The sequence below is a fragment of the Micromonospora globbae genome (assembly GCF_003610785.1).
GTDB classification, from domain to species: domain Bacteria; phylum Actinomycetota; class Actinomycetes; order Mycobacteriales; family Micromonosporaceae; genus Micromonospora; species Micromonospora globbae.
The window spans coordinates 233772-249045 of sequence record NZ_RAQQ01000007.1 but is presented as its reverse complement, the minus strand read 5'-3'; the positions used below and the strand labels follow the sequence as shown (position 1 = coordinate 249045).

Annotated in this window: 10 protein-coding genes; all 10 read left to right on the top strand. The window is 74.7% G+C overall.

Annotated elements, in window-relative coordinates; genetic code table 11:
* Positions 1-112 precede the first annotated feature (112 nt).
* The 10 genes from mnmA (at position 113) to D7I43_RS12295 (ending at position 15217) form a co-directional block, all read left to right on the top strand.
* On the top strand, positions 113-1186 hold the full coding sequence (mnmA, locus tag D7I43_RS12340; protein ID WP_120328596.1) for a tRNA 2-thiouridine(34) synthase MnmA: 1074 nt from the start codon (positions 113-115) through the stop codon (positions 1184-1186).
* A gap of 36 nt (positions 1187-1222) precedes the next feature.
* Positions 1223-2227 carry a methionine synthase gene (locus D7I43_RS12335; RefSeq protein ID WP_120328595.1) on the top strand — a complete coding sequence of 335 codons (1005 nt, stop codon included), beginning with the start codon at positions 1223-1225 and terminating at the stop codon, positions 2225-2227.
* 36 nt (positions 2228-2263) lie between these two features.
* The gene (locus D7I43_RS12330) at positions 2264-2632 is read left to right on the top strand and encodes a VOC family protein (RefSeq protein ID WP_192902127.1); all 369 of its coding nucleotides are present in this window, start codon (positions 2264-2266) and stop codon (positions 2630-2632) included.
* A 120-nt stretch (positions 2633-2752) separates the two neighbouring features.
* Entirely contained in the window at positions 2753-3766 is a 1014-nt protein-coding gene (locus D7I43_RS12325; RefSeq protein WP_120328657.1) for an ADP-ribosylglycohydrolase family protein, read from the top strand.
* A 180-nt stretch (positions 3767-3946) separates the two neighbouring features.
* Positions 3947-6082, top strand: a complete 2136-nt coding sequence (gene ligA / locus D7I43_RS12320; protein ID WP_120328593.1) for an NAD-dependent DNA ligase LigA — start codon at positions 3947-3949, stop codon at positions 6080-6082.
* Positions 6083-6240: 158 nt separating this feature from the next.
* A complete protein-coding gene (locus tag D7I43_RS12315) occupies positions 6241-9069 on the top strand; it encodes an EAL domain-containing protein (protein WP_120328592.1) in 2829 nt (942 codons plus the stop codon).
* A 152-nt stretch (positions 9070-9221) separates the two neighbouring features.
* Positions 9222-9527, top strand: a complete 306-nt coding sequence (gatC, locus tag D7I43_RS12310) for an Asp-tRNA(Asn)/Glu-tRNA(Gln) amidotransferase subunit GatC (protein WP_120328591.1) — start codon at positions 9222-9224, stop codon at positions 9525-9527.
* 221 nt (positions 9528-9748) lie between these two features.
* Positions 9749-11224 carry an Asp-tRNA(Asn)/Glu-tRNA(Gln) amidotransferase subunit GatA gene (gatA, locus tag D7I43_RS12305; protein ID WP_120328590.1) on the top strand — a complete coding sequence of 492 codons (1476 nt, stop codon included), beginning with the start codon at positions 9749-9751 and terminating at the stop codon, positions 11222-11224.
* A gap of 13 nt (positions 11225-11237) precedes the next feature.
* Positions 11238-12737 carry an Asp-tRNA(Asn)/Glu-tRNA(Gln) amidotransferase subunit GatB gene (gatB, locus tag D7I43_RS12300; RefSeq protein ID WP_120328589.1) on the top strand — a complete coding sequence of 500 codons (1500 nt, stop codon included), beginning with the start codon at positions 11238-11240 and terminating at the stop codon, positions 12735-12737.
* Positions 12738-12859: 122 nt separating this feature from the next.
* A complete protein-coding gene (locus tag D7I43_RS12295; protein WP_120328588.1) occupies positions 12860-15217 on the top strand; it encodes a transketolase-like TK C-terminal-containing protein in 2358 nt (785 codons plus the stop codon).
* Positions 15218-15274: the final 57 nt, after the last annotated feature.

Sequence of the window (15274 nt, the reverse complement as noted above, 5' to 3'; positions counted from 1 at the left end):
CCCTTTCGCGGCCTTTGCCGGGGCAGGAAGTGCAAGATCGCGGAGGAGGGAGCGGGGGCGTGGGGGTACGGGGTGGGGGTGGTTAGGGTTGAGGGGCGGAAGGGAGCGGGTCGTGAGGGTGTTGGCGGCGATGTCCGGGGGGGTGGACTCGGCGGTCGCGGCGGCGCGGGCGGTCGACGCCGGCCACGACGTGACCGGGGTGCACCTCGCGCTGGCGCGCAACCCGCAGACGTACCGCACGGGCGCGCGCGGCTGCTGCACACTCGAGGACTCCCGCGACGCCCGCCGTGCGGCCGACGTCATCGGCATCCCGTTCTACGTCTGGGACATGGCCGACCGCTTCCACGCCGACGTGGTGGACGACTTCGTCGCCGAGTACGCGGCCGGTCGTACCCCGAATCCCTGCCTGCGCTGCAACGAGAAGATCAAGTTCGCGGCGGTGCTCGACCGCGCCGTGGCCCTGGGCTTCGACGCCGTGGTCACCGGCCACCACGCCCGGCTCGGCCCCGACGGCCTGCTGCGGCGCAGCGTCGACGTGGCCAAGGACCAGTCGTACGTCCTCGCGGTGCTGACCCGCGAGCAGCTGGACCGGTCGATCTTCCCCCTCGGCGACTCGACGAAGGCACAGGTCCGGGCCGAGGCCGCCCGGCGCGGCCTGGCGGTGGCCGACAAGCCCGACTCGCACGACATCTGCTTCATCGCCGACGGCGACACCCGCGGCTTCCTCGCCCAGCGGCTCGGTGAGCAGCCCGGGGCGGTGGTCGACGCGACCACCGGCGCGGTGGTGGGCAGCCACAGCGGCGCGTACGCCTACACGGTCGGCCAGCGGCGGGGCCTGCACCTGGACCGCCCGGCACCGGACGGCCGGCCCCGGTACGTGCTCTCCATCACCCCGAAGACCAACACCGTGACCGTCGGGCCGGCCGAGGCGCTGGAGGTGTCCCGCGTCCGGGGCGAGCGACCGGTGTGGACCGGCGGTCCGCGGCCGGACGGGCCGGTCGAGTGCGAGGTGCAGCTGCGCGCGCACGGCGACGTGGTGCCCGCCACCGTCGTCATCGACGGGGACGCGCTGCACGCCGAGCTGCGCCGGCCGGTGCGGGGCGTGGCCGCCGGCCAGGCGATCGTCGCCTACCGGCCGGACCCGGCCGGTGACGTGGTGCTCGGCTCCGCCACGATCACCGCCTGAGGCGCGGCCGCCCGGCGTACCGGATACCCTTCGGCCGTGACAGATCAGGCGTGGCCGTGGCCGGCCGGCGCGGCGACCGGCATCGGGTCGCTGCCCGGCACCGACATCGCCGAGGCGCAGCGGATCGTCCTCGGTGAGCTTCCCGCCCTGCCCCACCTGCCGGAGCTTCCCGCCCGTGGTCCGGGCGCCGACCTGATCGGGCGCACCGCCGGTCTGCTGGTCGAGCTCCCCGTCGAGCTGTACGCGGCCCGCTGGCGGATCGCGCCCCGCCCGGGGCGCGACCTGCGCCGGGCCCGGGACCTCATGGAGCGCGACCTCGACCAGCTCGCCGAGCAGGCCGAGGGGTACGCGGGCCCGGTCAAGGTGCAGGCCGGCGGCCCGTTCACCCTGGCCGCCGCCCTGGAGCTGCCGATCGGCGGCCGGGTGCTGCGCGACCCGGGCGCCGTGCGGGACCTGGTCGGCTCCCTCGCCGAGGGGCTGCGCGACCACGTGGCGGCCGTCGTCCGGCGGCTGCCCCGGGCGACGGTGCTGCTGCAACTCGACGAGCCGTCGCTGCCGGCCGTGCTCGCCGGGCGCGTGCCCACCGAGAGTGGGCTCGGCACGTACCCGGCCGCGGAGTCCGGGACCGTGGCGACCCTGCTCCGCTCGCTGGTCGAGGGGGTCGGCGTGCCGACGGTGGTGCACTGCTGCGCGCCGGACGTCCCGGTGCAGTTGATCCGCTCCACCGGCGCCGTCGGTGTCGCCCTCGACCTGTCGCTCGTCACCGACCTGGACCCGCTCGGCGAGGTGCTCGACGCCGGGCTGGGGCTGCTCGCCGGCGCCGCGCCCACCCGGCCGCCGTCGGCCGGTCGCGCACCGACGTCCGCCGAGGTGGCCGACCGGGTACGCACGCTGTGGGACCGCCTCAGCTTCCCCCGCGCCCGGCTGGCCGAGCAGGTCGTGGTCACCCCGGCCTGCGGCCTGGCCGGGGCCACCCCGGAGTACGCCCGGGCCGTGCTGGCGGCGTGCCGCGACGCCGGGCGGCGGCTCGCCGAGGAGTGAGGTTTCCTGTCGTACGTCGGGGGCACGATGACCGGCATGATTGGACAGCTGCGTTCTGTGGTGATCGACTGCCCCGATCCACGCGGGCTCGCCGGCTTCTACGCGGAGCTGCTCGGCCTCCCGCTGATCGAGGACAACTCCGACGGTGACGACTGGGTGGTGCTGGGAGGCCCGCCCGGGCACCTGCCGCGACTCGCCTTCCAGAAGGCGCCCGACCTGCGTGCTCCCGACTGGCCCGACCCGGAGCGGCCCCAGCAGTTCCACATCGACGTGACGGTGGACGACATCGAGGCCGCGGAGAAGGCGGCGCTGGCCCTCGGCGCGCGCCGGCTGCCCGGTGAGGGGGACGGCTTCCGGGTCTACGCCGACCCGGCCGGCCATCCGTTCTGCCTCTGCTGGGACTGACGCGGGCTCCGCCGACCGGCCCGGCGGCCGAGGCGCGCGCCGGCCGGCGCGGCGTGGTGCGCCCGCCCGGGGTGTGGTGGACCGACCCGGGCGGCGTGGCGTGGTGTGCGCCGGGCCGGCATGATCGGGGCCGTGACCGACCCCTCGCCACGCCGTGCCTCCGGTTCCCTCTTCGGCCTCGCCTACGGTGACGCCCTGGGCAAACCGACCGAGTTCCTCACCGTCGCCGAGATCGTCGGGCGGTACGGCCCGGCCGGTCCGCGGGAGCTGGCGGGCGACCCGGCGCTGGTCACCGACGACACGCAGATGGCGCTGGCCGTCGCCTGGGCGCTGCGCGACGCGCCCGACCACACACCCGGGGCGGTCGAGCCACTGCTGCGCCGGCGCTTCGTCGAGTGGTCGGTCAGCCCCGACAACGACCGCGCGCCGGGGGTGACCTGCCTGCGGGCCTGCGCCGAGCTGGCCCGGGGCACCCGTTGGCAGGAGGCGACGGTCGCCGGCTCGAAGGGCTGCGGTGCCAACATGCGGGTCACCCCGGTCGGGCTGCTCGACGTCGACCTCGACACGCTCGCCGGGCTGGCCCAGCTCCAGGCGGGTCTGACCCACGGGCACCCGACGGGCCTGGCGGCCAGCGAGCTGACCGCGTACGCCGTCCGGCTCCTGCGCGACGGCGCGGCCCTGGCCGACCTGCCCGGGCTGCTCACCGACCGGGCCCGCGAGCAGCGCACCACCTACCGGGGCGACTGGCTGGGCGACCTGTGGCAGCGTCCCGGCGCGACGAGCCCCGAGGACTTCATCGCCCGGGGCTGGGACGAGTGCCTCGACGCCCTCGGCCGCCTCGACGCGGCGCTGGCCGGGCCGGACGACGCCGGCGACCCGTGCCGGCTCACCGGTGAGGGCTGGATCGCCGAGGAGGCGCTGGCCACCGCGCTGCTCTGCGCGCTGTGGCACGCCGACGACCCGGTCGGCGCGCTGGCCCGCGGCGCCACCACGGCCGGCGACTCCGACTCCATCGCGGCCCTCGCGGGCGCCTTCCTCGGCGCCGCGTACGGCATGTCCGCGTGGCCGGACGGGTGGTCCGACCGGATCGAGTACGCCGACCAGCTCACCGCCCTCGGCGCCCGCCACGACTGACCGGGCGCCCGGCACCGGCTCGACGCGACGTTCCGCCGACCCGCCGGCACGGGCGGGTGGTCGTACCGGCCGACAGGGCGCATGCTGGTGCGGCGACGCAGGTCAGGCGGGTGCGCGGGACGCTTGTCACCCCCGCCCGCTACGGTGCGGGAGTAGCACGATCACGGGAGGTCGACAGCGGTGTCGGAGGAAGCGGTACCCCAGGAGGTCAGCCCCGCCCAGGAGGCGGCGGCGGGCGCCGAGCCGACCCCGGAGGCGCGGGAGCGGCACGCGACGCTGAGCCAGGAGCTCACCGAACACCAGTACCGCTACTACGTGCTCGACGCGCCGACCATCTCCGACGCCGAGTTCGACAAGCTGCTGCGCGAGTTGGAGGCGCTGGAGGAGGAGTTCCCGGCCCTGCGGACGCCCGACTCGCCCACCCAGCGGGTCGGCGGCACGTTCTCCACCGAGTTCACGCCCGTGCAGCACGCGGAGCGGATGCTCTCGCTCGACAACGCGTTCGCCGACGAGGAGCTGGCCGCCTGGGCGGAGCGGGTCGAGCGCGACGCCGGCGGGCCCGTTCCCTACCTGTGCGAGCTGAAGGTCGACGGCCTGGCCATCAACCTGACCTACGAGAAGGGCCGGCTCGTGCGGGCCGCGACCCGTGGCGACGGGCGCACCGGGGAGGACGTCACCGCCAACGTGCGCAGCATCCGGGACGTGCCGGCCCGGCTCACCCCCTCCGACGAGTTCCCCGACGTGCCGGAGTTCCTGGAGGTGCGGGGCGAGATCTACTTCCCGGTGGCCGCGTTCGCCGACCTCAACGCCGGCCTCGTCGAGCAGGGCAAGGCCCCGTTCGCCAACCCGCGCAACGCCGCCGCCGGCAGCCTCCGCCAGAAGGACCCGCGGATCACGGCGTCGCGTCCGCTGCGGCTCGTGGTGCACGGCATCGGCGCGCGGCGCGGGTTCCAGCCGGCGGCGCAGTCCGAGTCGTACGCGGCGCTGAAGGCGTGGGGTCTGCCGACCAGCGACCGTTGGCGGGTCGTGCCCGACCTGGCCGGCGTCGCCGAGTACATCGCCTACTACGCCGAGCACCGGCACGACGTCGAGCACGAGATCGACGGCGTGGTGGTCAAGGTCGACCCGGTCTCGATCCAGGGCCGCCTCGGCTCCACGAGCCGCGCGCCCCGCTGGGCCATCGCCTTCAAGTACCCGCCGGAGGAGGTGACCACCAAGCTGCTCGACATCGACGTCAACGTCGGGCGGACGGGGCGGGTCACCCCGTTCGCCGTGCTCGAACCGGTCCGGGTGGCCGGCTCCACGGTCGCCCTGGCCACGCTGCACAACGCCCGGGAGGTCGAGCGCAAGGGCGTGCTGATCGGCGACACGGTGGTCATCCGCAAGGCCGGCGACGTCATCCCCGAGGTGCTCGGTCCGGTGGTCGACCTGCGCCCCGCCGACGCCCGGCCCTTCGTCATGCCGACCACGTGCCCCGCCTGCGGCACCCCGCTCGCCCCCGCCAAGGAGGGCGACGTCGACATCCGCTGCCCCAACACCCGCAGCTGCCCCGCCCAGCTGCGCGAGCGGGTCTTCCACCTCGCCGGTCGGGGCGCGTTCGACATCGAGGTGCTGGGCTACAAGGGCGCGGCGGCCCTGCTCGACGCGGAGATCATCCGGGACGAGGGCGACCTCTTCCAGCTCGACGCCGAGCAGCTGTCCCGGTCCCCGTTCTTCGTGAACAAGGACGGCAGCCTGGGCAGCAACGCCGTCAAGCTGCTGGACAACCTGGCCGTCGCCAAGGAGCGCGACCTCTGGCGCGTCCTCGTGGCCCTCTCGATCCGGCACGTCGGCCCGACCGCCGCCCAGGCACTCGCCCGGCACTTCCGCTCCATCGAGGCCATCGACAAGGCCAGCGAGGAGGAGCTGTCCTCGGTCGACGGGGTCGGCCCGACCATCGCGGCCAGCATCCGCGAGTGGTTCGCCGTGGACTGGCACCGCGAGGTGGTCCGCAAGTGGGCCGAGGCCGGCGTACGCATGGCCGAGGAGGCGGGTGACGAGGGCCCCCGGCCGCTGGACGGGGTCACGGTCGTGGTCACCGGCACCCTGGCCGGGTTCTCCCGGGACCAGGCGGCCGAGGCGGTGCAGAGCCGGGGCGGCAAGGTCAGCGGTTCCGTCTCGAAGAAGACGACGTTCGTGGTCGTGGGCGAGAACCCGGGCTCCAAGGCCGACAAGGCGGCCAGTCTCAAGGTGCCGGTCCTCGACGAGGACGGCTTCCGCGTGCTGCTCGACGCCGGGCCCGACGCCGCCCGCGAGGTGGCCCGCGTCGAGAGCTGAGGTCCGGCGGGCCCCGTGTGGGAGGGCTGGGCGCGTATACCAAGTTAATTACGACTACGACCGATTCGTGACTGTCATACCGGGAAAGCCGGCACCGAGGGCGTTTCATTGGTGCACGGCGTGTGAACGCGCACGCCGACCGTTGTCCGGGAGGTGTGATGGAGGTCGCCGACCCGCGCAACGTCGTCCCGCCGGGCCGGGTGGCGCCGTTCAGCGCCTTCATCGCCACCGTCCTGGCCCTGGCGGTGCTCGTCGCCGCCGGTCCACTGGCGACGCTGCCGGATCAGCTGCCACGGCTGCCGGTGGCGTTCTGGACGATGGCGGCGCTCGCCGTCGTGTGCGACGCCCGCCCCTTCGTGCCGCCGGGCCGGCGCCAGTCCTCGGCCGTCTTCCCGTCCACCTGCTTCACCTTCGCGATCCTGCTCGGCTGGGGGCTGGGCCCGGCCGTGGCCGTGCAGGCGGTGGCCGTCGTCGTCTCCGGCTGGCGGCTGCGCCACGCCGCCTGGCGGACGGCGTTCAACGTCGGCCAGTACGCCTGCGCCCTCGCCGCCGCGTACGGGATCACCCGGCTCGGCCCGGGCACCGTCTTCTCCGGCGGCACCCTGCACGGGGCGGACGTGCTGGCCGTCGGCGGCGCCACGGTCGTCTGGTTCCTGGTCAACTACGTGCTGGTCAGCGCCGCCGTACGGCTGCGTTTCGGTGACCGGTGGTGGCCGACCTTCCGGCAGGGGCTCGGCTTCGAGCTGCTCTCCACCGGGTCGCTGCTCCTGCTCGCCCCGGTGCTGATCGCCGCGGCCCGCGCCAGCGCCGCGCTGATCCCGCTCGTGCTGGTGCCGTTGTTCGCCGTCTACCGGATGGCGCGGCTCAGCGTCGAGCAGCAGCAGTTGGCGTCCCTGGATCCGCTCACCGGCCTGCCCAACCGCAAGGCGCTGCTCGCCGAGGTCGCCGAGCAGGTGCACCTGCACGCCGAACGGTCCGCCCGGGGCGAGCCCGACGGACACCTCGCGCTGCTGCTCATCGACCTGGACCGGTTCAAGAACGTCAACGACGCGCTCGGCCACGCGGTGGGGGACCGGCTCCTGGTGGAGGTCAGCCACCGGCTCACCGCGCTGGTCGACGGCCGCGACATGGTGGCCCGCCTCGGCGGGGACGAGTTCGCCATCGTGATGACCGGCCTGACCGACGTCGACGAGGCGCGTGAGCTGGCCGACCGCGTGGTCCGTACGCTCGCCGAGCCGGTGCCGCTGGACGGCCTGCCCCTGGACGTGGGCGGGTCGATCGGCATCGCGCTCTTCCCGGAGCACGGCGAGGACTTCGCCACCCTGATGCGCCACGCGGACGTCGCCATGTACGACGCCAAGCACCGCAACGACACGGTGGCCGTCTACACGGCCGAGTCCGACCACAACTCGGCCGAGCGGCTCGGCCTCCTGGCCGATCTGCGCCGGGTGCTCGAAGCCGGCGCCACCGTCGACGACCACCTCCCGCCGGGCGCCGCCCGAGCTGAGGCGGGGGAGCCGGACATCGCTGCGGGTGGGGCACGCGGCGGGGACGGGGCGGCCCTCGCCGCCCCCGGCGACGGTCCGGCCCTGCCCGAACGTGGCAACGGCGCGCCCCTCGCCGCCCCTGGCGACGGCGCGTTCCCCGGCGAGAGCGGCAATGGCGCGGCCCTCCGCGAATCCGGCGACGGCGCGGCTCTCGGCGGACCCGGTGACGGGGCGGCCCGCGCCTCCGGCGCCGCCGGCACGGCCCGCGCCTCCGGCGTGGCGGGCGGACCCGTCGGGCGGTGGTGGTCGCGCCGTCGCGGGAGCCGCCGCGAGGTGATGCCCGACGACGAACTGATCAGCCGGATCGTGAGCGGCGCCGACCCGATCCGTGGCCGCGCCGGCCGCTCCGTCCCGGCCGTGGTCGACCGTGGTCCGGTCGTCGGGCGCAGGACGGCGAACGGGCGTGCCCCGGCCGCCCCGACTGGCGCCGGCGTGGCGCCCGGCCCCGACGAGCGGGTGGCGCGGGAGACCGACGCGCCGGCCGACCGGTCGGCCGGCGCGACCGCCGTTCCCGACCGGTCGGCCCGCGCGACCGCCGTTCCCGACCGGCCTGCCCGTGTGGCCGGCGGCGGCGAGCAGCCGGCCGACCGGCCCGGGGGCTTCCGCCGGACGCGGGACCGGTCCGCCGCGCGGGACGTGGACGCCGATCCGGCCGTCGACGTCGGCGAGATCACCATGTACTACCAGCCGCAGATCGCCATCGCCACGGGCGAGGTGGTGGGCGTCGAGGCGCTGCTGCGCTGGCGGCACCCGCGGCGGGGGATGGTCGATCCCGAGGAGCTGATCCGGGTCGCCGAGCAGAGCGCGGTGATGCGGCTGCTCACCCGGCGGGTGGTCGACGACGTCGTGGAGCAGCTCGCCAAGTGGTCGGCCGCCGGCATCGGGCTGCGGGCGGCCCTCAACGTGAGCGTCCGCGACCTGCACACCGGGGAGATCGCCGACCAGATCGCGGACCGGCTGGCGCGGTACGGCGTACCGCCGGAACGGCTGCAACTGGAGATCACCGAGGGGGCCCTCATGGCCGACCCCCGGCGGGTGCTCGCCACCATCTCGCGGCTGCACCGCATCGGGGTGGCCATCGCCCTGGATGACTTCGGGACCGGGTACTCCTCGTTGCAGCACCTCCGCCGGCTGCCGCTCTCCGAGGTCAAGGTGGACCGCAGCTTCGTCCTCGGGATGGCGGACGACGCCGACGACGCGGCGATCGTCCGTTCCATGATCGAGTTGGCGGGCGCGCTCGGCCTGCGGGTGGTCGCCGAGGGCGTGGAGGACGAACGGACCTGGCGGATGCTGTACGCGGCGGGCTGCGACGCCGCCCAGGGCTGGTTCTACGCGCGGCCGATGCCGGCGGAGGAACTGGTGGCGTGGCTGGCCCGGTACCGTCCCGTCCGCCCCACCGGAGGCCCCGGCCCGGACACCGGCCGTCGGCACACCCGCTGACGGTTCGGAACGCGCCGCGGGGCGGAGGGGGAGTCGGGGGCGCCGCGCCGGCGCGGAACAATAGACTCGCTCCGGTCACCGCGCGTCACTCCGGATCCGACGCGCGGTCGGCACACCGGCCGGACACGAGGACCGTCACGAAGGGGGCACCGATGGCCGCCATCTCCCGCGAGGAGGTCGCGCACCTCGCGCGCCTGTCGCGGCTCGCCGTCACCGAGGAGGAGCTGGACACGTTCGCCGGCCAGCTCGACGTGATCCTCCAGGCGGTCGCCCAGGTCGGCAAGGTCGCCGCCGCGGACATCCCGCCGACCTCGCACTCGGTGCCGCTCACGAACGTCCTCCGGGAGGACGTCGAGACGCCGTGCCTGACCCCCGAGGAGGCGCTGTCGGGCGCGCCCGACGCCGAGCAGCAGCGGTTCCGCGTCCCCCGGATCCTGAACGAGGACCTGGCGTCGTGAGCGGGCGGACCAGCATCATCAGCGCCCGGCACGAGGCCGGAGAGCGGAGCGAGGCGGCGGCATGAGCGAGCGCAGCGAGCGAATCATCGGGTATGGCGCGGTGGAGCCTCGTGGCGACGCCGAGCGGAGCGAGGCGGCGGCATGAGCGAGCGCAGCGAGCGAATCATCGGGTATGGCGCGGTGGAGCCTCGTGGCGACGCCGAGCGGAGCGAGGCGGCGGCATGAGCGACCTGACCACGAAGACCGCGGCGGAGATCGCCGCCCTGGTGGCCGGCGGGGAGGCCTCCGCCGTCGAGGTCACCCAGGCCCACCTCGACCGGATCGCGGCGGTCGACGACCGGGTGCACGCGTTCCTGCACGTCGACGCCGAGGGCGCGCTGGCCGCCGCCCGCGCCGTCGACGAGCGTCGTGCGGCCGGTGAGGCGCTCGGCCCCCTCGCGGGCGTGCCGGTCGCCGTGAAGGACGTGCTCACCACGAAGGGCGTGCCGACCACCGTCGGGTCGAAGATCCTGGAGGGCTGGCGTCCGCCGTACGACGCGACGATCGTCGAGCGGCTGCGCGCCGCCGGCACGGTGATGCTCGGCAAGACGAACATGGACGAGTTCGCCATGGGCTCCTCCACCGAGTACTCGGCGTACGGGCCGACCCGCAACCCGTGGGACCTGGACCGGATCCCGGGCGGCTCGGGCGGCGGCAGCGCGGCGGCGCTGGCCGCGTACGAGGCGCCGCTGGCCATCGGCTCGGACACCGGCGGCTCGATCCGCCAGCCGGGCGCCGTGACCGGCACCGTCGGTGCGAAGCCGACGTACGGCGGCACCTCCCGCTACGGGCTGGTCGCCTTCTCCTCGTCGCTGGACACGCCCGGCCCCTGCGCCCGGACGGTGCTGGACGCCGCGCTGCTGCACGAGGCGATCGGCGGGCACGACCCCCGCGACTCGACCTCGATCCCGCAGCCCGTGCCGGACGTGGTGGCCGCCGCGAAGCTCGGCGCCACCGGCGACCTGACCGGCGTGCGGCTCGGCATCGTGACCGAGTTCGCCGGCGAGGGCGCCGAGCCGGGCGTGCTGGCCGTGTTCCGGGAGGCGGTCGACGCGCTCACCAAGCTCGGCGCGGAGATCGTCGAGGTGTCCTGTCCGCACTTCACGTACGCGCTGCCGGCGTACTACCTCATCGCGCCGAGTGAGTGCTCCTCCAACCTGGCCCGGTTCGACGGCGTCCGGTTCGGCCTGCGGGTCGGCGACGACGGGAACCGGTCGCTGGAAGAGGTCATGTCGCTGACCCGCGAGGCCGGCTTCGGCCCGGAGGTCAAGCGCCGCATCATGATCGGGACGTACGCGCTGTCGTCGGGCTACTACGACGCCTACTACGGGCAGGCCCAGAAGGTGCGTACGCTCATCAGCCGGGACTTCACGGCGGCGTTCGCGCAGGTGGACGCGCTGATCTCGCCGACGACGCCGTTCGTGGCGTTCCCGATCGGCGCGCGCACCTCCGACCCGTACCAGATGTACCTGGCCGACCTGTTCACCATCCCGACGAACCTGTACGGCGGGCCCGGCATCTCCGTGCCGTGCGGGCTCTCCGACGGGCTCCCGGTCGGGCTCCAGGTCATGGCCCCGACGATGGCCGACGACCGGATGTACCGGGTCGCCGCCGCGCTGGAGAGCGCCGTCGGCACGTTCACCCCACCGGCACTGTGAGGCAGGAGCTCCGATGACCACGACACTGCCCTCGTACGACGACGTCGTCGCGCGCTACGAACCGGTGATCGGCCTGGAGACCCACGTCGAGCTGGGCACCCGGACGAAGATGTTCTGCGGCTGCCCGACCGACTTCGGCGGCGAGCCGAACACCCGGGTCTGCCCGGTCTGCCTCGGCCTGCCCGGCTCGCTGCCGGTGGCGAACAAGGCGGCCGTCGAGGCGACCATCCGGATCGGCCTCGCGCTGAACTGCTCGATCGCCCAGTGGTGCCGGTTCGCCCGGAAGAACTACTTCTACCCGGACATGCCGAAGAACTTCCAGATCAGCCAGTACGACGAGCCGCTCTGCGTCGACGGCTACCTGGACGTCGAGGTGAACGGCGAGACGGTGCGGATCGGCATCGAGCGGGTGCACCTGGAGGAGGACACCGGCAAGACGCTGCACGTGGGCGGTGCCACGGGGCGCATCCACGGTGCGACCGAGTCGCTGGTGGACTACAACCGGGCCGGCATCCCGCTCGTCGAGATCGTCACCAAGCCGATCCCCGGCGCCGGGGCGCTCGCGCCCGAGGTCGCCCGCGCGTACGTGACCGAGCTGCGGGACGTGATCCGCTCGCTGGGTGTCTCCGACGTCCGGATGGAGGAGGGGTCGCTGCGCTGCGACGTGAACACGTCGCTGAACCTCCCCGGCGAGGAGTGGGGCACCCGGACCGAGACGAAGAACGTCAACTCGCTGCGGTCGGTGGAGCGGGCTGTCCGCTCGGAGATGCTGCGCCAGGCGTCGGTGCTCGACGCGGGCGGCCGGATCACGCAGGAGACCCGGCACTTCCACGAGGACACCGGCGACACCACCCCGGGCCGCTCGAAGGAGACGGCCACCGACTACCGGTACTTCCCGGAGCCGGACCTGGTGCCGCTCGCGCCGGACCCCGCCTGGGTGGCCGAGCTGAAGGCGGCGCTGCCGGAGCTGCCGCGGCTGCGTCGCAGGCGGCTCCAGCAGGAGTGGGGCCTGTCCGACCTGGACATGCAGTCGGTGGTCAACGCCGGCGCGGTCGAGCTGATCGAGGCGACCGTTGCCGCGGGCGCGAGCCCGGCCGCCGCCCGGAAGTGGTGGCTCGGTGAGCTGTCCCGCCGGGCCAACGAGACGGGCGTGGAGCTGGCCGACATCGGGGCGACCCCGGCGCAGGTGGCCGAGCTGCAGAGGCTGGTGGACGCCGGAAAGCTCACCGACAAGCTGGCCCGGACCGTGCTCGAGGGCGTGGTGGCCGGCGAGGGCTCGCCGACCGAGGTCATGACGAACCGGAACCTGGAGGTCGTGTCGGACACCGGCGCGCTCACCGCCGCGGTGGACGAGGCGATCGCCGCCAACCCGGACATCGCCGAGAAGGTCCGCAGCGGCAAGGTCGCGGCGGCCGGCGCGCTGGTCGGCGCCGTCATGAAGAGCACCCGCGGCCAGGCCGACGCGAAGAGCGTCCGCGAGCTGATCCTGGAGCGCCTCGGCGTCCAGGGCTGAACCACCCGCGGAGGGGCCGACGTCGTGACCCGGCGGCGGCCCCTCCCGCCTACCCCGCAGTACGCGCGAGACCCGCGCACCCCTCGGCAGGGCGTCAACGGCGACGCCCGGATGGAGCCATCGTGAACCAGCACGACCTCGACGTCCTCGACGAGATCCAGCGGCGGGTGCTGTGGCTCGCCACCCGGATCGTGGACTCGGCCAACCACGACCGGGACACCGGCGACGGGGTGAAGGTGGGCGGCCACCAGGCGTCGAGCGCCTCACTGGTCACGGCGATGACCGCGCTCTGGTTCGCGCACCTCGACGCCGAGGACCGGGTGGCTGTGAAGCCGCACGCCTCCCCGGTCTACCACGCCATCCAGTACCTGCTCGGCAACCTGGACCGCTCCTACCTGACCCGGCTCCGGGCGCGGGGCGGCCTCCAGTCGTACCCGTCGCGCACCAAGGACCCGGACGGCGTGGACTTCTCCACCGGCTCGGTGGGGCTCGGCGCGGCCGCGCCGCTCTTCGCCGCCGCCACCCGCCGGTACGTGGACGCGCACTTCGGCCCCCGGCCCCGGTCCCGGTTCGTCGCGCTGATCGGTGACGCCGAGCTGGACGAGGGGAACGTCTGGGAGGCCGTCGCCGACCCGGCCACCACAGGGCTCGGCAACGTGATGTGGCTTGTCGACTTCAACCGGCAGTCGCTGGACCGGGTGGTCCCCGGGGTGCGGATCAACCAGTGGCGGGGCCAGTTCGAGGCGGCCGGCTGGCACGTCGTCGAGGTGAAGTACGGGCGCCGGCTCGCCGCAGCGTACGGGCGGCCGGGCGGCGCCGCGCTCCGCGACTGGATCGACGTGATGCCGAACGAGCAGTACCAGTCGCTGTTCGGGCTCTCCGGGCCGGAGCTGCGCAAGCGGTTCCTCGACGGCGCGCCGGAGGCCGTCGCCGCGTTCGTCGCCGACATCCCGGACGACGAACTGGGTCCCCTCGTCACCGACCTGGGCGGGCACGACCTGGCGGCGCTGCTCGACGCGTACGCACAGTGCGACGCGGTCACCGACCGGCCCAGCGTCGTCTTCGCGTACACGGTGAAGGGCTGGGGCCTGCCGATCGCCGGCAACCCGCGCAACCACTCGGCGCTGCTGACCACGGAGCAGATCGCCGCGCTGCGCGCCGCGCACGGCCTCACTCCGGAGACCGAGTGGGACCGGCTCGACCCGGCGTCGCCGGCCGGCATCCGGGCCGGCGAGCGCCGGGAGGCGCTGTCCCGCCGGCCCCGCGAGCGTGCGCTGGGGGTCACCGTCCCGGAGACCACGAACGTACGCGCCAACAAGCCGATCTCCACACAGGAGGTCTTCGGCCGGGTCCTCGTGGACCTCGCCCGCCACCCGGAGGTCGGCCGCTACCTGGTCACCACCGCACCGGACGTGGCCACCTCCACGAACCTCGCCGGGTTCATCAACAAGACCGGGGTGTTCGCACCGACCGCGCGGCGCTCCTGGACCGAGGACCGGATGCTGCGGTGGACCGAGAGCCCGGCCGGGCAGCACATCGAGCTGGGCATCTCGGAGATGAACCTGTTCCTGCTGCTGGGTCAGCTCGGTCTGGCCTGGGACCTGTCGGGCCAGCCGTTGCTGCCGGTCGGCACGGTCTACGACCCGTTCGTGCTGCGCGGCCTCGACGCGTTCCTCTACGGGACGTACTCCGGCTCCCGGTTCGTGGTCGCCGGCACCCCGTCCGGCGTCACCCTCGCCCCGGAGGGCGGCGCCCACCAGTCGACCATCACCGCCTCCGTGGGGCTGGAGCTGCCGGGGGTGACGTTCGTCGAGCCGGCGTACGCGGTCACCCTGGACTGGTTGCTCTGCGACGCCCTCGCCCAGATCGCGTCCGGGGCGGCCCCGTCGGTGACGGCGGCGCCGGCCGAGGACGGGGCGTACTACTTCCGGCTCAGCACCCGCCCGCTGGACCAGGCGCCGTTCGAGGCGGCGCGGGCCCGGCTCGGCGACGCGGTGCTGCGCCGGCAGGTGGTCGCCGGGGCGTACCGGCTGGTCGACGCCCACCAGGCGTACCCGCACCTCGCGGACGCGCCCGTGGTGCAACTGGCGGCGTCCGGGGCGGTGCTGCCCGAGGTGCTGGCCGCCGCGGCGGAACTGGCCGAGGAGGGCGTGGCCGCGCACGTGGTCGACGTGACGAGCCTCGACCGGATCTACCGGGCGTGGCAGCGCACCCTGCGCCAGGGCGTACGCACGGCGACCGTGCCGAGCGTGCCCGGCGCGCTCCGGTCGGCCTTCGACGACCGGGCGCCGGTGGTCACCGTGCACGACGCCGCCTCGCACGCGATGGCGTGGCTGGGCTCCGCGCTCGGCGTGCCGGCCGTGCCGCTCGGCGTCGACGAGTTCGGCCAGTCCGGCAGTGTCGCCGAGCTGTACGAGCTGCACGACCTGCTCCCTGGCAGCATCGTGAACGCCGCCCTGGCGGCCCTGTCGCTGCGCTGACCCGTCGGGCTCGGCGCCGACGCCGCGGCCCGTCGGGCGCGGCGCCGGCCCGTGGGG

Excerpts from the sequence above, each read along its gene's own strand:
- D7I43_RS12330 (WP_192902127.1), top strand. The coding sequence starts at position 2,264 with ATGATTGGACAGCTGCGTTCTGTGGTGATCGACTGCCCCGATCCACGC.
- D7I43_RS12325 (WP_120328657.1), top strand. The coding sequence starts at position 2,753 with ATGATCGGGGCCGTGACCGACCCCTCGCCACGCCGTGCCTCCGGTTCC.
- D7I43_RS12315 (WP_120328592.1), top strand. The coding sequence starts at position 6,241 with ATGGAGGTCGCCGACCCGCGCAACGTCGTCCCGCCGGGCCGGGTGGCG.
- gatC (WP_120328591.1), top strand. The coding sequence starts at position 9,222 with ATGGCCGCCATCTCCCGCGAGGAGGTCGCGCACCTCGCGCGCCTGTCG.
- gatA (WP_120328590.1), top strand. The coding sequence starts at position 9,749 with ATGAGCGACCTGACCACGAAGACCGCGGCGGAGATCGCCGCCCTGGTG.
- gatB (WP_120328589.1), top strand. The coding sequence starts at position 11,238 with ATGACCACGACACTGCCCTCGTACGACGACGTCGTCGCGCGCTACGAA.